Source organism: Streptomyces gottesmaniae (assembly GCF_031845845.1).
In the GTDB taxonomy this organism is placed as follows: Bacteria; Actinomycetota; Actinomycetes; order Streptomycetales; family Streptomycetaceae; genus Streptomyces; species Streptomyces akebiae.
Window position 1 is genome coordinate 1 of the sequence record NZ_JAVRFJ010000058.1, and the last position, 23,437, is coordinate 23,437.

A 23,437-nucleotide genomic window follows, 5' to 3' on the forward strand; every position below is an offset into this window, starting at 1 on the left:
GGGGGCGCGGGGAACTGCGCGACCACCCCCCACCCCACCCGCCCCCGCCGACGCACCCCCACCCCCGAGCTACTGGGCCCCGAGCTACTGGGCCCCGACCTACTCGTCCACCTTCGCCGCAGGCAACGCCGCGGCGGGCCGTTGCCACCCCCGCGACCCCCGCGCCCGCAGCCACGCGGTCGCCTCCTCCGGCGGCATCGCGGCAGCGACGAGCCATCCCTGCACCGCGTCACACCCGAGATCCCGCAACCGCTCCCACGTCTCGTCGTCCTCGACCCCCTCCGCCACGACGAGCAGTCCCAGCGAGTGGGCGAGATCGACCGTGCAGCGCACGATCTCCGCGTCCTCGTTGTCGATCGCCAGCCGTGCCACGAACGAACGGTCGATCTTCAGCTCGCTGACCGGCAGCCGCCGCAGATGGACCAGTGACGAGTACCCGGTCCCGAAGTCGTCGAGCGACATCTTCACCCCGTGCCCGGTCAGCCCGGCAAGGGTGTCCGCGGCCCGCTGCGGGTCCTCCAGCAGCACGTGTTCCGTTATCTCCAACTGCAACGCCCCGGCCGGCACCCCGTGCCGGGCCAGCCGCGCGGCCACCGCCCCCGCGAACCCGGGGGTGTGGACGTCGCGCGGGGACACGTTCACCGCGACCGGCACGTGCAGCCCCTGCGCCCGCCACCTCGCCACCTGCCCGAGCGCCGTCTCCAGGACGTACTCCGTCAGGTGCGGCATCAGCCCGGACGACTCGGCGATCGCTATGAACTCGTCCGGCGGCACCTTCCCCCGTTCGGGATGCACCCACCGCACCAGCGCCTCCAGACCGGCGACCTGCCCGTCGAAGCGGACCTTCGGCTGGTAGTGGAGCTCGACCTCCTGGGCGTCCAGCGCGCGCCGCAGGTCACCGAGGAGACCGAGCCGGTCCGGGGTGTTCGAGTCCCGCTTGGGCTCGTAGACCTCGACACCCGTGCGGTCCCGCTTCGCCTGGTACATCGCCACGTCCGCCCGCCGCAGCAGCCCCTCCGCGTCGAGCGCGTGGTCGGGGAAGACGGCGAGCCCGGCGCTGGCCTCCAGGACGAGGGTGAGCCCGTCGAGGTCGAGCGGTGAGCCGAGCGCGGCGACGAGGTTGCGGGCGACGCGGGAGGCCGATGTGGTGGAGTCGGCGACGGGCAGCAGCACGGCGAACTCGTCACCGCCGAGCCGCGCGGCCTCCGCTCCGCGTGGCAGGGCGACCCGCAGCCGATCGGCTATCTGCAACAGCAACCGGTCACCCGCGAGATGCCCGAGCGTGTCGTTGACGGACCGGAAGCGGTCGAGGTCGATCAGCATCAGCGCCGACCTCGCCCCGATGCGTTCGGCGTCGTCCAGGGCGGTCCAGGTACGTTCCAGCAGCCACTGGCGGTTCGGCAGTCCGGTGAGCGGGTCGCGCAGCTGTTCCTCGGCCCGGGCGCGGGCGATCCACAGCGTGGAGTCGAGCGCGATGAGAGGGATGGCGAAGAGCGGCAGCAGCAGCGGCTGGGCGAGGGCGACGACGCAGACGAGCGGGGCGATGCCGAGCAGCGCGACGGCGACGAGGCCCTGTCTGACCAGGGCGGTGCGCGCGACGGTGGGCAGACCGCCGCGCGGTGCGGCCAGATGCCAGAGCAGGACGCGGCTGACCACGAGGTAGGCGATGGCGACCAGGGCCACCTGGGGCGCCGAGTAGAGGTTCCAGCTGTCCGGGCCCCAGGGCCGCTCCACCGAGGGGACACGGCCGAAGACCCGCAGGACGAGCGCGCCGGCGCCGATGCCGAGGATGTCGACCGCGCCGTGCAGCACCCCCTGGCGCCAGCGCCCCCGGCGGGCGACGCCGACGAGCACCACGACCGTGAGGCTGACCATCCCGGCGGCCACCCAGCCGTAGAGCAGCAGGACGGCGAGGGTGAGGGCGGCGCCGGAGCCCGTGCCGCCCCACCAGCGGGCGCGGCCCATGGCGACGAGGTGGCCGACGATGATGCCGGTGAGCAGGGCGAGGGACCAGCCGACCGCTCCGGCCGGGAAGAGGGCGTGCTGCCCGACGAACGCCCGGTAGAACCCGGCGCCCAGGATGGCACCGGCGAGGCCGACGATCATGGCGGGCAGCGCGGGCCAGGTCAGGTGCCGTTCGGCGTCGTGGCCCGAGAGTTCGTGGCCGCGGCTCTCACTGAGCGCGCCGGTGAGGGCGGGCGCCCCCGTGCCGACCACGGTGGCGGAGGTGAGCGGGGCCGGGCCCGGTACGAGCGGGCCGCGTGCGCTCGCGCCCGCACGGCCCGGCGGCCAGGCGGCCCCTGCCCTGGACTCCGCGGCGGTCGTCCGACCGGGGTCCCGCTCCCGGCTTCCGGGCCCCTGGTTCTCCGGCTCCCGGCTTCCCTCGAACGGGCGTCCTCCCATGAGCAGGGAGCGTCCCCGTCGCCAGGCCCCGGAGACCCGGCGCAGGCGCAGCCGCGAGTCCGGGGCGACGCTCTCGGTCGGTTCCATTCCCGTCCCTCTCACAGCCGGCGGTGCCCACGCCACGCGGCCCGTTGCTCCCGAACAACCGGGGCGGCACCGCGTCCGAGAACCCACCACGCGTCCGGGCACGGCAGGCGCCCACCTCAACAGTAGGCCGCACAAGGCTTCCACGGGCAGCGGTCGGTGTCGGTTGCCCGAATGCGACCGGCCACCCGTATGCATCTGGTATGCGCCGAACGGGTGGCCTTCAACCCCTACTCCTCGATCGGGAGCGCGACTTCCGCGGCTGCGTCCGGCCCCTGTTCGAGCAGGACGGCGAAGCCGTCCTCGTTCAGGACGGGCACCTTGAGCTGCATCGCCTTGTCGAACTTGGAGCCCGGATTCTCGCCGACCACGACGAAGGAGGTCTTCTTCGACACCGACCCGGTGACCTTGGCGCCCCGGCTCTGCAGCGCCTCCTTGGCCCCGTCACGCGTGTGGTGTTCGAGTGTCCCGGTCACGACGACCGTCAGTCCTTCGAGGGGCCTGGGGCCTTCGTCCTCGCCGGAGCGCTCCTCCTCCAGGCGGACACCGGCGGCCTTCCACTTGCGGAGAATCTCCTGATGCCACCCCACCGCGAACCACTCCTTCAGGGAAGCGGCGATGGTCGGGCCGACGCCCTCGGTCGCGGCGAGCTGTTCCTCGGTCGCCTCCCTGATGCTGTCGATGGAGCGGAATTCACGCGCGAGCGCCTCGGCGGCCACCGGGCCGACGTGCCGGATCGACAGACCGGTCAGGATGCGGGCGAGCGGCCGGTTCTTGGCCGCCTGGATGTTCTCCAGCATCGCGACCGCGTTCTTCCTGGGCCCGCCCTCCTTGTTGGCGAAGACCATGGCGACCTTCTCCTCGCCGGTCTCCGGGTCCCGCTTGGGCAGGCCGCTGTCCTGGTCGAGGACGTAGGCCTTGATGGGCAGCAGCTGCTCGATGGTGAGGTCGAACAGGTCGCCCTCGTCATGGAGGGGCGGCTCGGACGGCTCCAGCGGCTTGGTGAGCGCGGCGGCGGCGACGTATCCGAAGTGCTCGATGTCGAGGCACTTGCGTCCGGCGAGGTAGAAGAGCCGCTCGCGCAACTGGGCGGGGCAACTGCGGGAGTTGAGGCACCGTACGTCGATGTCGCCCTCCTTGGCGGGCGCCAGGGGCTCACCGCACTCCGGGCACTCGGTCGGCATCACGAAGGGGCGCGTCTCGTTCTCGTCGCGCAGCGCCACGACCGGCCCGAGGATCTCGGGGATGACGTCACCGGCCTTGCGGATGACGACCGTGTCGCCGATGAGGACGTTCTTCGCCTTGACGACCTCCTGGTTGTGCAGGGTGGCGAACTCGACCTCGGAGCCGGCCACCGTGACCGGCTCGACCTGGGCGTACGGCGTGACCCGGCCGGTGCGGCCGACGCCCACCTTGATGTCGATGAGCTTGGTGTTGACCTCTTCCGGCGCGTACTTGTAGGCGATCGCCCAGCGGGGTGCGCGGGCCGTCGATCCGAGGCGGCCCTGCAGCCGGATCTCGTCGAGCTTGACGACCGCGCCGTCGATCTCGTGCGCCACGGAGTGGCGGTGTTCGCCGTAGTAGGCGATGAACTCCCGTACTCCGTCGAGGTCGTCGACCACCCTGTTGTGCTCGGCGGTGGGCAGGCCCCACGACTTGAGGAGGTCGTAGGCCTGGGACAGGCGCGTGAAACCGCCGTCGAAGCCCTCCAGGGCGCCGATGCCGTGGACGACCATGTGCAGCGGCAGGGTGGCGGTGACCTTGGGGTCCTTCTGGCGCAGTGAACCCGACGCGGAGTTACGGGGGTTGGCGTAGGGCTTCTCGCCGGCCGCCACACGGCGTTCGTTGAGGCCCTGGAAGGCCTCCATCGGGAAGTAGACCTCGCCCCGGATCTCGACGAGCCGGGGGACGCGGTCGCCCTTCAGCCGGTGCGGGATCTCGGCGATCGTCATGACGTTGGGCGTGATGTCCTCGCCGGTCCGACCGGTGCCCCGGGTGGCGGCTCGGGTGAGCCTGCCGTCCTCGTACGTCAGGTTGACCGCGAGTCCGTCGATCTTGAGCTCGCACAGCAGGTGGTAGTCCGAGGTGCCGACCTCCTTGGCGACGCGCTCGGCCCAGGCGGCGAGGCCCTCGTCGTCGAAGACGTTGTCGAGGGAGAGCATGCGCTCGCGGTGCTCCACCTCGGCGAGGTCGGTCTCGTACTCGACGGCCACCTTCTGCGTCGGCGAGTCCGGGGTGCGCAGCTCGCTGTACTCGTCCTCCAACGCCTCCAGCGTGCGAAGGAGTTCGTCGAACTCCGCGTCGCTGACGATCGGGTCGTCCTTCACGTAGTACCGGAAGCGGTGCTCCTCGATCTGTTCGGCGAGCCGCGCGTGCTTCTCGCGTGCTTCGGCGGGCACCGCTGTCGCGGCGGGTACCGATGTGGGCTGTGCGTCCTTGTCGCCGGCCACCGTGTTGTCCTCCGTCACTCTGGGTTGTCCGCGAGGGATCTCGCCGCCTCGACGCAGTGGGCGAGCGCCCGGCGTGCGTAGGCCGGGGAGACCCCCGCGAGCCCGCACGTCGGAGTGACCGTGACCGCCTCCGCGAGCAGCCCCGGATGCAGCCCCAGCCTGCGCCACAACGTCCTGACCCCCATGACGCTACCGGCAGGGTCCGACAATGCCCCCTCCGTGGTCGGCACGACGCCGGCGAGCAGTTTCGTGCCCGCCTCCACCGCTTCCCCGATCGTGTCGTCGTCACGCTCGGTGAGCAAGGTGAAGTCGAAGGAGATACCGGTGGCACCGGCGCGGCGCAGGAGGGCGAAGGGTACGTCGGGGGCGCAGGAGTGCACGACGACCGCCCCGTGCTCCGCGTGCACGCCGATGACGTCCCTGAGGGTGGCCTCGACGAGCTGGCGGTCCACGGCACGGTGCGTGCGGTAGCCGCTGGCGCTCTTGACCTGGCCGCGCAGGACGGCGATGAGGGACGGCTCGTCGAGCTGGAGCACGATCCGGGCGCTCGGGATACGCCGCTGGATCTCGGCGAGGTGCTGGCGCAGGCCCTCGGCGAGCGAGCCGGCGAGGTCGCGGCAGGCCCCGGGGTCGGAGAGGGCGGCCTCTCCGTTCCGCAGCTCCAGCGCGGCGGCGAGGGTCCAGGGGCCGACGGCCTGGACCTTCAGCGGGCCCTCGTACCCCTGGGTGAACTCCTCCAGCGCGTCCAGGTCCTCGCCCAGCCACGACCTGGCCCGCTTGGTGTCCCGGCCCGGTCGGTCGCCGATGCGCCAGCCGCTGGGTTCCACGCGGGCGTACAGCTCGACGAGCAGACCGGCGGTTCTGCCGATCATGTCGGCGCCCGGGCCTCTGGCGGGGAGTTCGGGGAGATGGGCCATTCCTGTCGCCGGCCACTCGAAGGTGCCGGTGACGGTCTTGGCGGCCTCTCGGGCGTCCCCGCCCGGCAGGGAGCCCACGCCGGTGGCCGGGCCGAAACTGAAGTCTTCGCTCACGCCCTGAAGCCTACGTTTCCCGCCCCCGCCGCCCCTACCGTCCCATCCCGGGGGCTGCGCCCCTTCGACCCCCGGGCGTCCGTCCGATGGGGGCTTCTCGCGCCCGACAACGCACCCGCGTCCCCTCCGGTCAGATACCCGGCCGCACCGTCAGGTCGTTCACCTCCGCGTCGCGGGGCAGGTCCAGCGCCATGAGGATCGTCGTGGCGACCGACTCGGGGGCGATCCACCGCGAGGCGTCGTACTCCTTGCCCTCCTGCTGGTGGACCTTCGCCTGCATGGGACTGGCGGTGCGCCCGGGGTAGACGGTGGTCACCCGGACCCCGTTGTCGTGCTCCTCCCAGCGCAGGGAGTCCGCCAGCGCCTTCAGCCCGTGCTTCGACGCCGCGTACGCCGACCAGTCGGCATGCGCGTTGAGCCCCGCACCCGAGTTGACGAAGACCACATGCCCTCGCGCGGCCCGCAGTTGGGGCAGGAAGTGACGGGTCAGCTCGGCGGGAGAGACGAGGTTGACGTTGAGCTGGTGTCGCCACGACTTCGGCGTCAGGTCGCCCACCGAGCCGAGATCCACCACGCCCGCGATGTGCAGCAGCGAGTCCACCCGGTCGGGCAGCGTCTGGTGGGAGAAGGCCCAGGACAGCTTGTCCGGGTCAGCCAGATCGCCGACCAGCGTCTTCGCCCCCGGGAACTCCGCCGCCAGTTCCTTCGCCCGCCCCGCGTCGCGCGTGGAGCACGAGCTCGTCCCCGCGTTCGTGCAGCCGTCGGGCGACGGCCGCGCCGATGCCGGAACCCGCCCCGGTGATCACATGAGTAGCCATGCGGTCATGCTCGCATCACCGGAGCGGGACGGAAAACGGCTCAGGCGACGCCCCTGCTCTCCTCCAGATACGCCATCGCCCCCACCGGCTCCTCCGCGAAGAAGACCAGGTCGGTCAGGGGGCGGGGCAGGAAGCCCTCGTCCTCCATGCGCCGGAACTGTTCCTTCAGCCCGTCGTAGAAGCCGGCGGTGTTCAGCAGGACCACCGGCATCTCGGTGTGGCCGTGCTTCTTCAGCTCCAGGATCTCCGTGGCCTCGTCGAGCGTGCCGGTGCCGCCGACCATGATGACGACCGCGTCGGCCTTCTCCAGGAGCAGCCGCTTGCGCTCGGCGAGGTCCCGCGCGACCAGCATCTCGTCGGTGCCGGGCCGGGCCTTGGCCGCCAGGAACTCGACCGACACACCGAGCAGTCTGCCGCCCGCCTCCTGCACCCCGTCGGCGACCACCTTCATCAGCCCGACGTCCGAACCGCCCCACACCAGGGTGTGCCCGCCCTTGCCGATCAGCTTGGCGAAGTCCTTCGCGGGGCGCGTGTAACGGTCGGCGAGGTCGGCGGCGGAGAGGAAGACACAGATGTTCATGGGTTCACGTTAGGGGGCGGCACCGACATCGGGGTCCGCTCCTCCACCGGCTTCCTCGGCCACCGTCGCACGGATCTTCGACTGCCGGTGCGGCAGATCCTCCCAGTCGTCCATGAGGCGGGCGGACAAGCCGTGTTTCCGGGCGAGTTCGACGAGGGTCTCGGTCCGGTAGTAGAAGTCCTCGTGCAGTACCTGGTGTTCGGCACCCTCGGTGCGGCCGAAGGTGAAGTCGAAGAAGCCGCCGGGGGCGAGGACGCGGCCCACATGGGCGAGGCACTGCTCGATGACGTGCGGCGGCGAGTGGGAGAACACGCTGTGCGCGTGGACGACGTCGAAGTACCCGGCGGGCAGGAACGAGAAGGTGAGGTCGGCCACGAGCGCCAGATGCGGGAGTTTGGCCTGCAGGCCCTCCCGGGCGAGGGTGCGCTGGGCCTCCATGAGGATGGCCGGGGAGATGTCGATGCCGTAGTAGTTCCCCGTGTCCAGGTGGTCGATGAACAGCCGCCCGGCCCTCAGGTTCCCGCAGCCGATCTCCAGCATCCGGTGCCGTGGCTCCAGGCCGTGCCGCAGGAGGTACTCGAACTGCATCCGGCCCAAGCGTTCCCACTTCTCGACCGACGGGTTGTGCCCGACGGCGGCCTCCGGGCTGCGCGCCGTGTCGGCGGCCATGACGGCGCGGTAGTAGGAGATGTGGTCGCGGTGCTTGAGCTGCAGCCAGGTGTCCCGCGCCACGCGCCGGGCGTGCGCGGGCACGCGCCGGGGGTGGCGCAGCGCGTAACGGACCCGGTGGGTGAGGCTCCGCCGGTTCCGGGAAGCGGCGCCGGTTTCCCTCCCCGCCCGCTTGCCACCCCGCCTGGACCTGGCCGCGCCCGGTCCCGCTGTGTCTCCGCCCTGCCCGGACCTGCCTCCGCCCGCACCTGAGGGATCTCCGGCAGAGGGGTTTCCGCCCGGCCCCGACACACCCCCGCCCGCACCCGAGGGCATTCCGCCCGGCCCCGACGGGTTCGCGGCCCGCTCAGCCCCGTCCCACGCTCGGCCGGACGAATGCGCGGCCTGCTCGGATGATCTCCCGGCGTGCCCGGCCGGTTCGCCAGGCTGCTCGGACATGCTCCCGCCCGGCCCCCAAGGGCCCGCGGCCTGCCCAGCCGCTTCGCCGAGCTGCCCGGACGGTACGCCGGGCTGCTCGGGCGGCTTTCCGGGCTGCTCGGGCGGTATGTCGGCCTGCCCGGACGGATCTATGGCTGTCATCACGGCCTCCCAATTCCCCGTGCGGCCCGCCAGGGCCTCCGGCTGGGCTCGAAGAACCCACCAAGCAGCCTGCGCCGCGCACGCGCGGACGGCTACCCGGGGGGACCCAGGGAGGGACGATCGTGGCCGTGGCCCTACGCCACGCCCGCCCGCGCGCGCGTGGTCGAAGCGATCGTCGCCGACCCCACGACGCGCGTGCCGTCGTACAGGACGATCGCCTGCCCGGGGGCCACACCCCGGACCGGCTCGGTGAAGCGGACCTGGAGGGCACCGTCGACCAGCTCCGCCCGGGCCTCCGTCTCGCCGCCGTGGGCGCGCAGCTGGGCCGTGTAGGTGCCGGGGCCGGTGGGGGCCGCGCCGCACCAGCGGGGGCGGATCGCGGTGAGGGCGTCGACGTCGAGGGCGGCGGCGGGGCCGACCGTCACCGTGTTGTCCACCGGGGAGATGTCGAGGACGTAGCGCGGCTTGCCGTCGGGTGCCGGCGTGCCGATGCGCAGGCCCTTGCGCTGGCCGATGGTGTAGCCGTAGGCGCCCTCGTGGGTGCCCAGGACGTTGCCGGACTCGTCGAGGATGTCGCCCTCGGAGCGGCCCAGCCGGTGGGCGAGGAAGCCCTGGGTGTCGCCGTCGGCGATGAAGCAGATGTCGTGGGAGTCGGGCTTCTTCGCGACGGCCAGCCCCCTGCGCTCGGCCTCCGCGCGGATCTCGTCCTTCGTCGTCACCGTGTCGCCCAGCGGGAACATCGCGTGCGCGAGCTGCCTGTCGTCCAGGACGCCCAGGACGTACGACTGGTCCTTGGCCATGTCGGAGGCGCGGTGCAGCTCCCGGGTGCCGTCCTCGCGCACGATCACCTGGGCGTAGTGGCCGGTGCAGACCGCGTCGAAGCCCAGGGCGAGGGCCTTGTCGAGCAGGGCCGCGAACTTGATCTTCTCGTTGCAGCGCAGGCAGGGGTTCGGGGTGCGCCCGGCCTCGTACTCGGCGATGAAGTCCTCGACGACGTCCTCGCGGAAGCGCTCGGCGAGGTCCCAGACGTAGAAGGGGATGCCGATGACGTCCGCGGCACGGCGGGCGTCCCGGGAGTCCTCGATGGTGCAGCAGCCGCGGGCCCCGGTCCGGAAGGACTGGGGGTTCGCGGACAGCGCCAGATGGACGCCCGTCACGTCGTGCCCGGCTTCCGCCGCGCGGGCGGCGGCCACGGCGGAGTCGACCCCGCCGGACATGGCGGCGAGGACACGGAGGGGGCGGGAACGCTGCGAGATCTCAGTCATAACCCTTCAAGGGTACGGGTCGCCGGGAACCGGAGCCCGCGAGTATCCGTTGACGGTCTCGTGGGAACGAGAAGGGCTTCGAAGAACGGCTCCGACGGCGCGAGTGCCTCCGGCGGCAGCGACGCGGGCCGCCGCGTCGGCCGCCGGGCACTGCTCATCGGTACGGCCGTGGCCGCCGTCGGTACGGCCGTGGTGGCGCGGGACGAGCTGACGCGCGCGTGGTGGCGGGTGCCGGGGGTCACGAAGCCGCGCAAGGACGGTGAGGTCGACTACACGGGCGCGAAGTGGGTCGCGGCGTCGGACGCGAACTGGCGGCTGGCGGACCGGCCGGACGACTTCGGCATAGACATGGTGATCATCCATGTCACGCAGGGCAGCTTCGACAGCGCGGTGCAGGTCTTCCAGGACCCGGCGCACGGCGCGGCCGCGCACTACATCGTCCGCAAGGACGGCCATGTCACGCAGATGATCCGCGAGTTGGACGTGGCGTACCACGCGGGCAACCGCGACTACAACGAGCGCAGTGTCGGCATCGAGCACGAGGGTTTCGTCGAGAAGCCCGAGGACTTCACGGACGAGATGTACGAGGCCTCCGCGAGGCTGACGGCCCGGGTCTGCGCCCGGTACGACATTCCTCTCGACCGCGAGCACATCCTCGGCCATGTCGAGGTCCCCGGGACGGACCACACGGATCCCGGCGAGGGCTGGGACTGGGACCGCTACATGAAGCTGGTGCGCGCGGCGGCGAAGGCCGGGACGTCGACGCCCGCCTGAGTCGCGACAGCCGGGCCACAGGAGCAGGAGTGCGAGGGGCCGGGGGCAGCGCCCCACAGACCGTCGAATATGTGACCGGCATCACGCCGGCGCGTACCAGTGTCGCCTGTCCCTCAACGCCTCTTCCCTGAAGGGAAGTTGAGACGGCTCGGCGCGCACGGCCGGCTCACAGCGCCCTCGGCCCGCTCCCGTCTTCGCCCCGGTGCTCGCACAGCCCTCAGGTCGAGCATCCCCGCTCATGACGAACAACACGGAGCGCAAGCGCAGCCGCAGGTCAGCAAGACGGGGAGCAGGACGGGCAAGGGGCTGCATCGCGGCACGTTCCTCGGCGTGATGGCGGGCGCCGGGCCGGCGGCGGCCTGGGCGACGTTCTCGCTGCCACCGCGCGCCCCGCCTTCGAGATCCTCGACGAGGCCAAGACGCTCCGGTACCACCCGCACGCCCTCGGCACCACGGCCGAGCGGGTCGTGCACGGACTGGCCGGTCTGATCATCGTGGAGAACGAGACCGAGGCGTCCGCCGCGCTGCCCGTCGACCCGGCTGCCGGACGGACAGCGCTCTTCAGGTCAGGCCGGCGTTGCGGGCGCGCTCCACCACCGGGCCGATCGCCTTCGCGACCGCCTCGACGTCCGCCTCCGTGGAGGTGTGGCCGAGGGAGAAGCGCAGAGTGCCGCGGGCCAGGTCGGGGTCGGTGCCGGTGGCGAGCAGGACGTGGCTCGGCTGGGCGACGCCGGCCGTGCAGGCCGAACCCGTGGAGCACTCGATGCCCTGGGCGTCGAGCAGCAGCAGCAGGGAGTCGCCCTCGCAACCGGGGAACGTGAAGTGCGCGTTGGCCGGGAGGCGCCCCGCCGGGGACGGATCACCGCCCAGGACGGCGTCCGGCACCGCCGTACGGACCGCCTCGACGAGGGCGTCACGCAGGGCGCCGATCTCCCGGGCGAACCACTCGTGCTGCTCGGCGGCGAGCCGCCCGGCGACCGCGAAGGAGGCGATGGCCGGGACGTCGAGGGTGCCGGAGCGGACATGGCGCTCCTGACCTCCGCCGTGCAGCACGGGCACGGGGCTGTACTCGCGGCCCAGCAGCAGCGCGCCGATGCCGTACGGGCCGCCGATCTTGTGGCCGGAGACGGTCATCGCCGCGAGCCCGGAGGCCTCGAAGTCGACCGGAACCTGACCGAAGGCCTGGACCGCGTCGGCGTGCAGCGGGATGTCGAACTCCGCTGCCACGTCCGCGAGTTCACGGACCGGCATGATCGTGCCGATCTCGTTGTTGGCCCACATCACGGTGGCCAGGGCGACGTCGTCGGGATTGCGGGCGACGGCCTCGCGGAGGGCTTCGGGGTGGACTCGGCCGTACGGGTCGACCGGGAGGTACTCGACGGTGGCGCCCTCGTGTTCGCCGAGCCAGTGGACGGCGTCGAGGACCGCGTGGTGTTCGACGGGGCTGGCGAGGACCCGGGTGCGGGCCGGGTCGGCGTCGCGGCGGGACCAGTACAGCCCCTTCACGGCGAGGTTGTCGGCCTCGGTGCCGCCCGAGGTGAGAACCACCTCGCTGGGACGGGCACCGAGGGCCTCGGCGAGGGTCTCGCGGGCCTCCTCGACGGTGCGCCGCGCTCGGCGGCCGGAGGCGTGCAGCGAGGAGGCGTTGCCGGTGACGCCCAGCTGGGCGGTCAGGACCTCTGCCGCCTCGGGGAGCATCGGGGTGGTCGCCGCGTGGTCGAGGTAAGCCATGGTGAGCCGATTCTACGGGGCCGTGTTCGGGCGACCTCGGGGTGCTCCCGGGCGAGCAGGGATTTCCGGCCTCGGATGCTCCAGGACACCGTGTTCCCTCAGATGCTCCAGGACACCGTGTTCGTCGTCTGCATCAGTGCGGCGAGGACGACCAGGTCGGCGATGCCCAGACCGAGGCCCAGGAAGGCGCGGCCCCGTCGCGCCGTCCCGCGCTTGAGGGCCACCGCCGCGAGGACGATCGCGATCGGGCCGAGGAAGAGGTTGAGGACGAGAAGTCCCAGCAGGCCGAGGACGAAGGAGGCGACGGCCATGCCGTCGGCGTCACGACCTCGGGGGCGGGCGGCGGTCGTTCCGTTCTGCTGACGTGCGGCGGTGAGCTGCATGGTCGGTCTGCTCCCAACGTGCGATCGGGTGACGGTCGTTCGAACGGTCGCGGCGAACGGTCAGTGCGTGCCGCGGCCGCGGCGGGCGTGGCGCTCGCGGTAGGCGAAGATCGCCAGCCAGAGGGCGATACCGACGGCCAGGACGGTCGAGACGGCCGGCGGCACATGGGCCACGGTGCCCAGGACGATGCCCAGCAGCAGAAGTGCGGCGACGAGGAACAACATCGCGGGAATCCCTCTCGTTACGGTTGGGTGAACGGTTGTAGTTACAATTGTTCACTGACTGCCAAGTCTAGCGCGACACCCGGCTTTGCAATTACGGAGAACAGTTGTTAACTGCATGGCATGAGTCACACTTTCGGCGTCCGGCAGGTGCAGAAGCAGAAGACCCGGCGGGCGCTCATGGACGCCGCCCTGGCCCTGCTGGAGGAGCAGAGCCTCAGCAGCCTGGGACTTCGCGAGGTCACCCGGGCCGTGGGGGTCGCTCCCACCGCGTTCTACCGGCACTTCCGGTCGACCGCGGACCTCGGCGTCGCGCTGGTCGAGGAGGCGCTCGGCAGTCTGCACCCCGTGCTCGGGGATCTGATGTCGGCGGTGGGCGACAGTGACGAACTCGTCGAGCGTGCCGTCGAGCTGATCGCCCGCCATGTCGACGGGTACCCCGCACACGTCCGGTTCATCGCACGCGAACGGCACAGCGGGGTCCAGCCGGTGCGGGACGCCATCCAGGGGCAACTGACCCGGTTCGCCGAAGAGGTGCGCGGGGAGCTGGCCAAGCGGCCCGAGACCGAGGGGTGGACCGACGACGACCGGCTGATGCTCGCGGGCCTGTACGTCGATCAGATGCTGATGACCGCCTCGCTCTTCCTGAAGGCCCAGGACGAGTCGGAGGAGGAACGCCTGCGGGTGACCCGGCTGGCGAGCCGCCGGATGCGGCTGATCAGCATCGGCTGTCGCCACTGGCTGGACTGAACAGCCTTCGCGCACACGACAGGGGGGGGCGCGCCCGATGTCCGGGCGCGCCCCCCTGTCGTCCACTCAGCCACTCAGCCGGTCAGATGGTCAGATGGTCAGCCGTCTTCGGACGCCGAAGCCGAGGCCTCCTGACTGGGCGCTCCGCTCGGCGCCTGGCCACCTTGGCCGGGCTGACCGCCACCGGGACCGCCGCAGCCGCCGCCGGGGCCGCCGTCCTGACCGCCGCCGCCCGGGGCACCGCTGGGCGCGCCGGACGGCTGTCCGGAGGGGGCGCCCGAGGGAACGCCGGACGGTGCCTGCCCGGTGGCCGAGGGAGCGCCGGAGGGGGCGCCCGAGGGTGGCTGACAGCTCTGCGGCTGACCCGAGTTGCCGTTGTCCGAGGTGGACGACGACGAGTCGCCGGAGCCGCACGCCACCAGGAAGAGGGGTGCGGCCGCCAGCAGGGCGACGGCGGGGACGAGACGTGCACGCTTCATGAGAGACAACTCCAAGAACGCTGAGGGAGTTCGTGAGCCGCATCGAATCAGCGCGGCTTGTCCCTCTCGCGGGTTCGCGCTGTGCCCTCCCTGTGTGAACGGCAAAGCGATCACCAACGGCCCCTCGGCGCACAGACCTCGGCGTCTGCCCCTCGGTGTCCGGCACTCGGCGTCTCAGTCCGACAGCCTGGCCCTCGCCAGCTGCCGCGACTGGGCGACCAGGCGGTCGGCGCTGTCCCAGACCTCGGCGTCCTCCTCCAGGAAGCCCCCGGCGAGATTGCGGGTGGTGATGGCGACCCGGAGTGGTCCCGGTGCCGGCCGGCACCGGATGTGCACCGTCAGCTCGACCGTCGGGACCCAGCCCTTCAGGCCCATCTCGAACGCGGTGGGCGGCAGTGCGTCCACCGCGAGAAGCAGGGAGAACGGGTCGGCGTCACGGCCGTCGGCGAGCCCGAACCAGGACCGCATCTCGCCGTTGCCGGAGGGCGCCCCGAGGGCCCAGCCCAGCGTCGCGGGGTCGAGCTTCAGGAACAGCCGGTCGGCGATGGCGGAGCCGCCGGGTACGGGGCCGGGAGCGTCCTGAGGGCCGAAGCACTGGTCGATCGGCGGGATCGCGGGCGGCTTCGCCGTCGTCCGGACGTCGTCCGGGAGGGAGTCCAGGTCGCCGTAGGAGGCGAGGACGCGGATCCGCTCGATCTCGCGGCCCTCGTCGTCGTACTGGAAGAGGGAGGCCTGGCCGGTCGAGAGGGTCCGGCCGGTGCGGACGACGTCCGTGCGGACGACCGCGGGGCCGGGCTGGGACGCGGTCAGGTAGTACGCGGAGATCGTGAACGGGTCGTCGTGCGGGAGCGCGTCGGCGAGGGCGCGGCCGAGGACGGCCAGCAGATACCCGCCGTTGACGGCGCCGATGATCGTCCAGCCGGCGGAGAGGTCGATGTCGTAGACGCCGGGCGCCCGCCGGGTGAGCGCGGTGTCCCGGTCGAACTCGCTGTCGCCGACGGTGGCCTGTACGGAAGCTGCTTCGGGCATGGGTGAACGGTACAACAGGTAATTACTAAGCGGTAGCTTTATGTCTTCAGGCCTCCTCGACAGCGGCGGACCGCCGGTTCCACGCGCGCGGCGCCCGCCAGTGGTACCGCATCGCCAGCAGCCGCAGGACGAAGGCGGTGACCGCGGCGAGGGCCGAGGTGACGGGGTTGAGTGCCTCCTGGCTGATGCACAGGACCACCAGGCCGCTGCCGACCATCGCGGGCACGGCGTACAGGTCGCGGTCCCAGCGCAGCAGCGAGGGGACCTCGTTGGCGAGGACGTCCCGCAGCACACCGCCGCCGACCGCCGTGGCGAGGCCCAAGGTGGCGGAGGCGGTCAGGCCGAGCCCGTACTCGTACGCCTTCGTCGTGCCCGCGACGCAGAAGAGGCCGAGGCCGGCCGCGTCGAAGACGTTCACGCCGGTCTGGATGCGCTCCACGTGCGGATGGAGGAAGAAGACCAGGAGGGCGGCCAGCAGCGGGGTGAGGAAGTAGCCGAGGTCGGTGAAGGCGGCCGGCGGTACGGCACCGATGATCAGGTCGCGGAACAGCCCGCCGCCGAGTGCGGTGACCTCGGCGAGGACGGCGATGCCGAAGATGTCGAAGTTCTTGCGGACGGCCAGCAGCGCGCCGGAGATGGCGAAGACGAAGATGCCGATCAGGTCGAGCGGGTAGGGGGACACCCGTACATTCTGCCTCGCAAACAGATGTGCGCCTTGCAATGCAAGGCGCACATCGTCTGACGTCAGTCCTTTCCGGGCTTCTCGGGGGCCTCAGGCTTCTTGGGCGCCTCCGGCTCCTCGGGGACCCCGGGCTGTTCGGGCACCTCCGGCGCCTCAGGCTCTGCGGGCACCTCAGGCGTTTCGGGCACCTCAGGTGTTTCGGGCACCTCAGGCGCTTCGGGCACCTCAGGTGCTTCGGGCTCCTGGGGCGTCTCCGCCTTCTTCACCGTGTCCGGCACCAGTTCGCCCGCTTCCTTCGCGGCCGTCAGCAGGACGACGTCCTGCGGCTGCTGGTCCTCGAAGTTCTCCGGGTGGTGGCAGGCGACCCGCTGGCCGGGCCTCAACTCGGCGAGCGGCGGCTCGGTGGTCTTGCAGACCTGGGTGGCCTTCCAGCACCGGGTGTGGAAGCGGCAGCCGCTCGGCGGTGATATCGGCGAGGGCACGTCGCCCTTGAGCAGGATGCGCTCGCTCTTGGCCCCCCGGCGCGACGGGTCCGGGATCGGCACCGCCGACAGCAGCGCCTTGGTGTACGGGTGCATCGGCGCCGCGTACAGCGAGTCCCGGTCGGCCAGCTCGACGATCTTGCCGAGGTACATCACGGCGATGCGGTCGGAGACGTGGCGGACGACGGAGAGGTCGTGCGCGATGATCACGTACGTCAGGCCGAGCTCGTCCTGGAGGTCGTCCATCAGGTTGACGACCTGGGCCTGGATCGACACGTCGAGCGCGGAGACCGGCTCGTCCGCGACGACCATCCGGGGCTTGAGGGCGAGCGCGCGGGCGATGCCGATGCGCTGGCGCTGGCCGCCGGAGAATTCGTGCGGGTAGCGGTTGTAGTGCTCGGGGCTCAGGCCCACGAGCTCCAGGAGGCGCTGGACCTCCTTCTTCACCCCGCCCTCGGGCTCCACGCCCTGGAGCTTGAAGGGCGCCGAGACGATGGTGCCGATGGTGTGCCGGGGGTTCAGCGAACCGTACGGGTCCTGGAAGATCATCTGGATGTCGCGGCGCAGCGGGCGCATGCCGGCGGTCTTCAGGTGCGTGATGTCCGTGCCGTCGAACTCGACCTTCCCACCGGAGGGTTCGAGGAGGCGGGTGATGAGCCGGCCCATGGTCGACTTGCCGCAGCCGGACTCGCCGACGACGCCGAGGGTCTCGCCGCGGCGGACCTCGAAGTCGATGCCGTCGACGGCCTTGACCGCCCCGACCTGCCGCTGGAGCAGGCCCTTCTTGATGGGGAAGTGCTTGACCAGGCCCTCGACCCTGAGCAGCGGTTTCTCGTCGGCGTCGGCGCGCGGGGCCGGCACGGCGGCCCTGGTCTCAGTCTCGCTCACAGCTTCGGCGCAATCTCTTCGGTCCAGATCCGCGTACGGTCCTCCTGCGACAGGTGGCAGGCGGTGAAGTGCCGGCCGCCGACCTCGCGCAGTTCGGGGCGCTCGGTGCGGGTGATGTTGTCCTTGGGGACGTCCGCGTAGGGGCAGCGCGGGTTGAAGGCGCAGCCCGAGGGGACGTTGATGAGGCTCGGCGGCTGGCCCTTGACCGGGATGAGCCGGTCGGTCTGGGCGCGGTCGATGCGCGGCATCGAGCCGAGCAGGCCCCAGGTGTAGGGGTGCTGCGGCTGGTGGAAGATGTCGTCGACCGGGCCACGCTCCACGCAACGGCCGCCGTACATCACGAGGATGTCGTCGGCGATCTCGGCGACCACGCCGAGGTCGTGCGTGATGATGATGACCGCGGAGCCGAACTCCTTCTGCAGGTTCCGGATCAGGTCCAGGATCTGCGCCTGCACGGTCACGTCGAGCGCGGTGGTGGGCTCGTCGGCGATCAGCAGTTCCGGGTTGTTGACCAGGGCCATGGCGATCATGGCGCGCTGGCGCATACCGCCGGAGAACTCGTGCGGGTAGCCGTCGACCCGCTTGTGGGGCTCCGGGATGCCGACACGGTCGAGCAGCTCGATGGCCCGCTTGCGGGCGACCTTCTTGCTGACGTCGTGGTGGACCCGGTAGGCCTCCACGATCTGGCTGCCGACCTTGTAGTACGGGTGCATGGCGGACAGCGGGTCCTGGAAGATCATCGCCATGTCGCGGCCGCGCAGCCGGCGCACCTCGTCGGGGCTCGCCCCGACGAGTTCCTTTCCGTCGAGCCAGATCTCGCCGGACATCCGGACGTTCTTGCCGCGTGCCCCGAGCCGGTGCAGGCCCATGATCGCCAGCGAGGTGACCGACTTGCCGGAGCCGGACTCGCCCACGATGCCGAGGGTCTTGCCCTTCTCCAGTTGGAAGGAGAGGCCGTCGACGGACTTGACCAGACCGTCGTCGGTGGGGAAGTGGACCTTGAGGTCGCGCACTTCGAGGAACGCCTCGGGGGCGTCCCCGGCGCGTGCGGGCTCGCCGACGGCGGCACCGGTCTTGGACAGTTCGGTCACGAGAGCCTCACCCGCGGGTCGATCGTGGCGTACAGCAGGTCCACCACAAGGTTCATGAAGACGACGAAGAACGCCGCGAGCAGGGTCACCCCGAGAATCGGGGGCAGGTCGTTGGTGGTGATCGACTGGACCGCGTACTCGCCGATGCCGTGCAGGGAGAACACGGTCTCGGTGATGAGGGCGCCGCCGAGGAGCAGACCGACGTCCATGCCGAAGACGGTCACCAGCGGGGTCAGCGCGGCCCGCAGGCCGTGCTTGACGACGACCTTGCGCTCCCGTAGACCCTTGGCCCGCGCGGTGCGGATGTAGTCCTCGTTCATCGTCTCCAGCATGCCCGAGCGGGTGAGCCGGGCGTAGATGGCCGAGTAGAGGAGTGCCAGCGAACACCAGGGCAGGAAGAGGGTGTTGGCCCACTGCGAGGGGTTCTCGGTGAAGGGGACGTAGGTCCTGCCGAAGATCTCCAGCTGGTAGCTGAACAGCAGCAGGGCCAGCTGACCGGTGAAGAACATGGGCAGGGAGACGCCCGCGAGCGCCACGCCCATCGCGGACCGGTCGAAGATCGACCCGGGCTTCAGGGCCGAGATGACACCGGCCGTGATACCGCCGACCAGCCACAGCACTGCGGCGCCGGCGGCGAGCGAGATGGTCACCGGCAGGCGGCTGGTGAGCTGCGGCCAGACCTCCAGGTGGTCCTTGAAGGAGTAGCCGAAGCAGGGCGCGTCGCAGCGGACCGTGGTGGGTCCGAGGTCGTACGTGGCACCGGAGACGATCCCCTTGAGGAAGTTCCAGTACTGCTCGTAGACCGGCTGGTCCAGACCGAGGTTCCGCTTGACCGCCGCGATGTCCTCGGGCGTGGGGTTCTTGCCGATGTACTGCTGTGCCAGCTGGTCGACGCTCTGTCCGGCGAGCTTCGGCAGGATGAAGAAGATGCCGAAGGTGACCGCGGTGACGACGAGCAGCAGGATCACCGCCGCGATCGTCCGGCGGATGATGTACGAGATCACGAGGACCGGCGCCGGCGCCCGCGGGTGTGCTCACCCGCGGGCGCCAATGCCTTCACCTGCCTTCCGGGGCTACTTCTTTTCCGTGGTACCGATGTTGAGGTAGTCGTACTGACCGCTGAAGGCCGAGGACGACACCAGGTTGGTGGCGTACGGCGAGCGGTACAGCAGGACCTTGAAGTAGGTCAGCGGCACGATGGCGGCCTGCTCCATGACCTTCTTGTCGACCTCGGTGTACGCGGCGGTGCGGGCGGCCTCGTCGGTGTTGCCGATCGCCTCGTCGAGCAGCTTGTTGATCGCGGGGTCGTCCAGCTCGGACAGGTTGGTGTTGCCGGACTGGCCGATGGCCTTGCCGTGCACGATCTGCTGCAGGAAGCCGTAGCCGGTGGGCCAGTCGGCACCCCACTGCATCATGATCAGGCCGATGTTGTTCTTCTTGTTGAACGACGGCACACCCGCGTAGTCGGAGAAGTACTTGCCCGACGGGTACTGCTTGATGTCGGCCTCGATGCCGACCTTCTTCAGCGCCTCGACGATCGCGGTGGCCGCGTCGACCTCGCCCTGACGGTCGGTGCGGGCGGAGATGGAGGTCTTGAAGCCGCCCTCCTTGCCGCAGGCCTTCAGGTGCTCCTTGGCCTTGGCGACGTCACCCTTGTTGCCCTCGGTGGCGTACAGGTCGTCCTTGGCGTAGCCCGAGACGTCGGTGGGCAGGACGGTGGAGGCGATGTCACCGCGGATCGGGCCGCCCATGGCGGTCTGCACGGCGGTCTTGTCGATCGCGTACTCGACGGCCTTGCGGCACTCGACGTTGTCGAACGGCGCCACCTTGGTGTTGATCGCCGTGTAGACGAGACGGCCACCGAGCGCGTTGTCGGTGTTGGCCATCTGGTCCTTGTCCTTGAGGACCTGGGCCTGGGTCTGGGCGTCGACACCGGTGCCCTGGATGTCGATCATGGTGTCGCCGGCCATGACGTCCTTGTCGATGGTGGCCTTGTTGACCTTCAGGTTCACCACGATCTTGTCCGGGTACTGCTTGCGCAGCGGGTCCGTCTTGGCGTCCCACTCCGTGTTGCGGACGAGGACGATCTGCTTGCCCTCTTCGTACTTCTCGAACTTGTACGAGCCGGTGGAGACGACCTTCTTGGTGTAGTCGACGCCGGTGTCCTTGGCCTTCGGCACCGGAGCCGTCTGCGGCATGCTCGCCAGGTAGTCGAACTCCGAGAACGCCTTGTTCAGCTTGAAGACGATCGTGTGGTCGTCCGGCGTCTCTATGGAGGAGATGCCCTTGTCGCTCTTGTCGGCGTAGGGGCCCTTGTACTTCTTCGGGTCGTCCAGCATCTGCTGGAAGTAGTTCGGACCGAGCGAGAGCACGTCACGCGCGAAGTTCGAACGCTCCACGGCGTACTTGACGTCCTTGGACGTGACCGGGGTGCCGTCCTCGTACTTCACGCCCTGACGGATCTTGTACGTCCAGGTCTTGCCGCCGTCGCTGGGCGTGCCCGCGCTCTCCGCCAGGTCGGGGACGAGCTCGTTGCCCGCCTCGCCCGCACCGGGCTTGAACGTCATCAGCGGACGCGCGTAGAGGCGGCTGAAGTTGAAGCCGTACGCGTAGTACATGTTGCCCGGGTCGAGGGACTCCGGGGCGTCGGAGCTGGCGTACGTGACCGTGCCGCCCTTGTGGGTCGACTCGTTGACGACACCCTTGGTCGCGGCGTTGGCGCCGGCGCCCTTGGGGGTGTCCGTACCGTCTTCCGCCTTGCTGCAGGCGGACAGGAGCAGGCCGGCGCTGCTCACAACCGCGACAGCGGCCATTGCTGACCTTCGCATGATGGTCGGTTTCCCCTTCGTAGTTGGACAGTTGTGTGGGACGACGGCCGCAGACGTCAGCGGCTGCGGGGGTCGAGGGCGTCCCGGAGGCCGTCACCGAGGAGGTTGAAGGCCAGCACCGTGATGAAGATCGCGAGGCCGGGAACGATCATGTACTGCGGGTCGACCTGGAAGAAGTCGACCGCGTCGTTGAGCATTCCGCCCCAGGAGGCCTGCGGCGGCTGGATCCCGACCCCGAGGAAGCTGAGCGACGCCTCGAAGATGATGTTGGTCGGGATGAGCAGGGTCGAGTAGACGATGATCGGCGCGACGAGGTTGGGCAGCAGTTCCTTGAACAGGACGTACGGGCCGCCCGCCCCCATCCCGCGCGAGGCGTCGATGAACTCCCGCTCGCGCAGCGCCAGGGTCTGACCGCGCACGATGCGTCCCATGTACGGCCAGTTGAAGAAACCGATGACGAAGATGAGCACCGTGATGTGCAGCGGCAGCCCTTTGAGACCGAAGGCGCCGCCCTGGAGCGTCGCGGAGATGGCGATGGCGAAGAGCAGCAGCGGGAACGCCAGGAAGGTGTCCATCAGCCGGCTCACGATCGTGTCCACTCGGCCGCCGTAGTAACCGGCGACCAGCCCGAGCACCACGCCGATGGCGTTGGACAGGATCGTCGCGCCGAAGGCCACGACCAGGGAGACCCAGGAGCCCTCGAGAATGCGGGCGAGGATGTCGCGGCCGAACTTGGGGTCGACCCCGAGCGGGTGGTCCCAGCTCATCCCGCCGAAGTCGCCTTTGGGCAGGGAGGTGTTGGCGTCGATCAGATCCTGGTTGAAGGTGTTGGGGTCGAGCCCCAGCATCGACTGCAGCGGCCGGGAGAGGGCCGCGATCAGGATCAGCAGGACGACGATGATGCCGCCGGCGACCGCCACCTTGTCGCGCTTGAAGCGGGTCCAGGCGATCTGGCCGAGCGAACGGCCCTCGATCTTCTTGGCCTCGACACCTTTCAGCACGGCCTCGGGCTGTGCCTCTGCCTGCGATCCGGTCGTCTCAATGGGTGCGGTCATCGTCCCTCGTGCTTGCCCGTGCCGGTGGTTGCCGACTGTGCCTGGCGGCCGCCCGGGTCTGCGGTGCGGTCCGTCACCACTGCTGCTCTCTTGCTCTGTGACTACTGCTGGGTACGAGAGGGAGGTACGGCACCGAACTTCACCGCATGAACAGCGTGTTCGCCGGATCCCCCCACTGCTCTGGGGGAGTCTTCAACGGTCGCGCGATCAGGCACCAGACTTGGCGGCGAATGTATGCGCAACCGTGATGTGGCCAGCAGGGTTCCGCTATGCGGACGTGACGCTCTGTTGAGCGGTGGAAACCACGCTCACCCGGCTCAGTAGCCGCCCGGGTAGCCGTATCCGCCCGCCGCCGGCGCCTGGGCGGGCGCCGCGTGGGCCTCGCGGTCGTAGAAGGGGCGGGCGCCCGCGCGCAGCCACATGGCGACCGGGTCGTACTCGTCGGACATGGCGACGGTGGAGACGGGCAGACCGTCCGGGACCGCGCCGATGGACTGCTGCATCATCGCCCGCACCGAGTCGACCGCCGGCGGCGAGGTGTCGTACACGTCGAGGCCGATGGCCAGGTACGGTGCGCCGAGCGCGGGCTGCACCCAGGCGCGGCGCAGTGAGCGCACGGCGGGCGTCCGGTGGGCGTTCTGCGTCAGCAGGGCGTAGAACTGCGGGATCTCGATGGCCGGCTCGGACAGCCTGAGCGGCCCCGCGGGCTGTCGTTCCAGGCCGGTGGCGATACGGCGCAGGTCGAGCCAGGGGATGCCGACGCCGCCGCCCGGCGCGTGCGGGTTGAGCCAGAGGCCGTAGTGGTCGGGGTAGAGGGTGCGGGCCACGTCGAGGCCGTCGACCACCTCGTAACTGCGGTTCCAGCCACTGGCGGAGAGCTCCTGGGCCGAGGTCACGCACGGGGCGTAGTTGAACCCGTCGACCTCCATGTTCCCGTACTGGGCGTCCGGGGAGCCTGCCTGGCCGTGCCAGAGCAGCATCCAGATCTGGCCGGAGGACGGGGTGGCCAGGGCACGCAGCAGCGCCTCGTAGGCGTCGTAACGCCCGGGCGTCACCTGGCGCAGCATGTGCTCGACCTGCCCGGTGGCGATGCTGCCGCTCACGTTGGCCGTCCTTCGTGTTGGACCCTGGTTATAGGAGACAGCTTAGGTGGTGTGCCGGTCG

The 23,437-nt window shown here is 70.5% G+C and carries 20 protein-coding genes and 1 pseudogene; 2 read left to right on the top strand and 19 right to left on the bottom strand.

Annotated elements, in window-relative coordinates:
• Window positions 1-99: 99 nt before the first annotated feature.
• The 7 genes and pseudogenes from RM704_RS41295 to mnmA form a co-directional block, all read right to left on the bottom strand.
• The gene (locus RM704_RS41295) at window positions 100-2,490 is read right to left on the bottom strand and encodes a putative bifunctional diguanylate cyclase/phosphodiesterase (RefSeq protein ID WP_033526850.1); all 2,391 of its coding nucleotides are present in this window, start codon (window positions 2,488-2,490) and stop codon (window positions 100-102) included.
• Between the two features lie 227 nt (window positions 2,491-2,717).
• A complete protein-coding gene (ligA, locus tag RM704_RS41300; RefSeq protein WP_033527014.1) occupies window positions 2,718-4,937 on the bottom strand; it encodes an NAD-dependent DNA ligase LigA in 2,220 nt (739 codons plus the stop codon).
• Between the two features lie 14 nt (window positions 4,938-4,951).
• Window positions 4,952-5,968, bottom strand: coding sequence for a methionine synthase (locus RM704_RS41305; protein WP_033526849.1), 1,017 nt, complete (start codon window positions 5,966-5,968; stop codon window positions 4,952-4,954).
• A 130-nt stretch (window positions 5,969-6,098) separates the two neighbouring features.
• Window positions 6,099-6,786: pseudogene (locus RM704_RS41310) on the bottom strand (SDR family oxidoreductase).
• Between the two features lie 40 nt (window positions 6,787-6,826).
• Window positions 6,827-7,366 carry an LOG family protein gene (locus RM704_RS41315; protein ID WP_033526848.1) on the bottom strand — a complete coding sequence of 180 codons (540 nt, stop codon included), beginning with the start codon at window positions 7,364-7,366 and terminating at the stop codon, window positions 6,827-6,829.
• 9 nt (window positions 7,367-7,375) lie between these two features.
• Window positions 7,376-8,137 carry a class I SAM-dependent methyltransferase gene (locus tag RM704_RS41320; protein WP_033527013.1) on the bottom strand — a complete coding sequence of 254 codons (762 nt, stop codon included), beginning with the start codon at window positions 8,135-8,137 and terminating at the stop codon, window positions 7,376-7,378.
• Between the two features lie 611 nt (window positions 8,138-8,748).
• Window positions 8,749-9,879, bottom strand: a complete 1,131-nt coding sequence (mnmA, locus tag RM704_RS41325) for a tRNA 2-thiouridine(34) synthase MnmA (RefSeq protein WP_033526847.1) — start codon at window positions 9,877-9,879, stop codon at window positions 8,749-8,751.
• Window positions 9,880-9,939: 60 nt separating this feature from the next.
• Between mnmA and RM704_RS41330 the strand changes: the two genes are divergently transcribed.
• Window positions 9,940-10,653 carry an N-acetylmuramoyl-L-alanine amidase gene (locus RM704_RS41330; protein WP_033526846.1) on the top strand — a complete coding sequence of 238 codons (714 nt, stop codon included), beginning with the start codon at window positions 9,940-9,942 and terminating at the stop codon, window positions 10,651-10,653.
• A gap of 561 nt (window positions 10,654-11,214) precedes the next feature.
• On the opposite strand, the gene RM704_RS41335 is transcribed toward RM704_RS41330, so the two are convergent.
• From RM704_RS41335 to RM704_RS41345, 3 genes are all read right to left on the bottom strand, one after another.
• Window positions 11,215-12,384, bottom strand: a complete 1,170-nt coding sequence (locus RM704_RS41335) for a cysteine desulfurase family protein (protein WP_033526845.1) — start codon at window positions 12,382-12,384, stop codon at window positions 11,215-11,217.
• Window positions 12,385-12,482: 98 nt separating this feature from the next.
• The gene (locus RM704_RS41340) at window positions 12,483-12,767 is read right to left on the bottom strand and encodes a hypothetical protein (RefSeq protein WP_033526844.1); all 285 of its coding nucleotides are present in this window, start codon (window positions 12,765-12,767) and stop codon (window positions 12,483-12,485) included.
• Between the two features lie 60 nt (window positions 12,768-12,827).
• Complete coding sequence (locus RM704_RS41345) at window positions 12,828-12,992, bottom strand: hypothetical protein (protein WP_033526843.1); 165 nt, start codon at window positions 12,990-12,992, stop codon at window positions 12,828-12,830.
• 120 nt (window positions 12,993-13,112) lie between these two features.
• Between RM704_RS41345 and RM704_RS41350 the strand changes: the two genes are divergently transcribed.
• A complete protein-coding gene (locus tag RM704_RS41350; RefSeq protein WP_033526842.1) occupies window positions 13,113-13,739 on the top strand; it encodes a TetR family transcriptional regulator in 627 nt (208 codons plus the stop codon).
• Window positions 13,740-13,837: 98 nt separating this feature from the next.
• Here the strand turns inward: RM704_RS41350 and RM704_RS41355 are convergent, their stop codons facing one another.
• From RM704_RS41355 to RM704_RS41395, 9 genes are all read right to left on the bottom strand, one after another.
• Window positions 13,838-14,218, bottom strand: coding sequence for a hypothetical protein (locus tag RM704_RS41355; protein ID WP_078937076.1), 381 nt, complete (start codon window positions 14,216-14,218; stop codon window positions 13,838-13,840).
• Window positions 14,219-14,392: 174 nt separating this feature from the next.
• Window positions 14,393-15,247 carry a thioesterase family protein gene (locus tag RM704_RS41360; protein ID WP_033526841.1) on the bottom strand — a complete coding sequence of 285 codons (855 nt, stop codon included), beginning with the start codon at window positions 15,245-15,247 and terminating at the stop codon, window positions 14,393-14,395.
• A 46-nt stretch (window positions 15,248-15,293) separates the two neighbouring features.
• Window positions 15,294-15,929, bottom strand: a complete 636-nt coding sequence (locus tag RM704_RS41365; RefSeq protein WP_033526840.1) for a trimeric intracellular cation channel family protein — start codon at window positions 15,927-15,929, stop codon at window positions 15,294-15,296.
• A gap of 62 nt (window positions 15,930-15,991) precedes the next feature.
• Window positions 15,992-17,299 (bottom strand): ABC transporter ATP-binding protein, encoded by a 1,308-nt coding sequence (locus RM704_RS41370; protein ID WP_033526839.1) that lies wholly within the window; start codon window positions 17,297-17,299, stop codon window positions 15,992-15,994.
• The gene (locus RM704_RS41375) at window positions 17,296-18,390 is read right to left on the bottom strand and encodes an ABC transporter ATP-binding protein (RefSeq protein WP_033526838.1); all 1,095 of its coding nucleotides are present in this window, start codon (window positions 18,388-18,390) and stop codon (window positions 17,296-17,298) included. The genes RM704_RS41370 and RM704_RS41375 overlap by 4 nt, the downstream gene beginning before the upstream one ends.
• Complete coding sequence (locus RM704_RS41380; protein ID WP_033526837.1) at window positions 18,387-19,394, bottom strand: ABC transporter permease; 1,008 nt, start codon at window positions 19,392-19,394, stop codon at window positions 18,387-18,389. The genes RM704_RS41375 and RM704_RS41380 overlap by 4 nt, the downstream gene beginning before the upstream one ends.
• Window positions 19,395-19,463: 69 nt before the next feature.
• On the bottom strand, window positions 19,464-21,218 hold the full coding sequence (locus RM704_RS41385; RefSeq protein ID WP_192829632.1) for an ABC transporter substrate-binding protein: 1,755 nt from the start codon (window positions 21,216-21,218) through the stop codon (window positions 19,464-19,466).
• 56 nt (window positions 21,219-21,274) lie between these two features.
• Window positions 21,275-22,273, bottom strand: a complete 999-nt coding sequence (locus RM704_RS41390; protein WP_033526835.1) for an ABC transporter permease — start codon at window positions 22,271-22,273, stop codon at window positions 21,275-21,277.
• A 317-nt stretch (window positions 22,274-22,590) separates the two neighbouring features.
• The gene (locus tag RM704_RS41395) at window positions 22,591-23,340 is read right to left on the bottom strand and encodes an enhanced serine sensitivity protein SseB C-terminal domain-containing protein (protein WP_052145987.1); all 750 of its coding nucleotides are present in this window, start codon (window positions 23,338-23,340) and stop codon (window positions 22,591-22,593) included.
• Window positions 23,341-23,437: the final 97 nt, after the last annotated feature.

Excerpts from the sequence above, each read along its gene's own strand:
- RM704_RS41295 (WP_033526850.1), bottom strand. The coding sequence starts at position 2,490 with ATGGAACCGACCGAGAGCGTCGCCCCGGACTCGCGGCTGCGCCTGCGC.
- RM704_RS41315 (WP_033526848.1), bottom strand. The coding sequence starts at position 7,366 with ATGAACATCTGTGTCTTCCTCTCCGCCGCCGACCTCGCCGACCGTTAC.
- mnmA (WP_033526847.1), bottom strand. The coding sequence starts at position 9,879 with ATGACTGAGATCTCGCAGCGTTCCCGCCCCCTCCGTGTCCTCGCCGCC.
- RM704_RS41335 (WP_033526845.1), bottom strand. The coding sequence starts at position 12,384 with ATGGCTTACCTCGACCACGCGGCGACCACCCCGATGCTCCCCGAGGCG.
- RM704_RS41340 (WP_033526844.1), bottom strand. The coding sequence starts at position 12,767 with ATGCAGCTCACCGCCGCACGTCAGCAGAACGGAACGACCGCCGCCCGC.
- RM704_RS41345 (WP_033526843.1), bottom strand. The coding sequence starts at position 12,992 with ATGTTGTTCCTCGTCGCCGCACTTCTGCTGCTGGGCATCGTCCTGGGC.
- RM704_RS41350 (WP_033526842.1), top strand. The coding sequence starts at position 13,113 with ATGAGTCACACTTTCGGCGTCCGGCAGGTGCAGAAGCAGAAGACCCGG.
- RM704_RS41355 (WP_078937076.1), bottom strand. The coding sequence starts at position 14,218 with ATGAAGCGTGCACGTCTCGTCCCCGCCGTCGCCCTGCTGGCGGCCGCA.
- RM704_RS41360 (WP_033526841.1), bottom strand. The coding sequence starts at position 15,247 with ATGCCCGAAGCAGCTTCCGTACAGGCCACCGTCGGCGACAGCGAGTTC.
- RM704_RS41385 (WP_192829632.1), bottom strand. The coding sequence starts at position 21,218 with ATGCGAAGGTCAGCAATGGCCGCTGTCGCGGTTGTGAGCAGCGCCGGC.
- RM704_RS41390 (WP_033526835.1), bottom strand. The coding sequence starts at position 22,273 with ATGACCGCACCCATTGAGACGACCGGATCGCAGGCAGAGGCACAGCCC.
- RM704_RS41395 (WP_052145987.1), bottom strand. The coding sequence starts at position 23,340 with ATGCTGCGCCAGGTGACGCCCGGGCGTTACGACGCCTACGAGGCGCTG.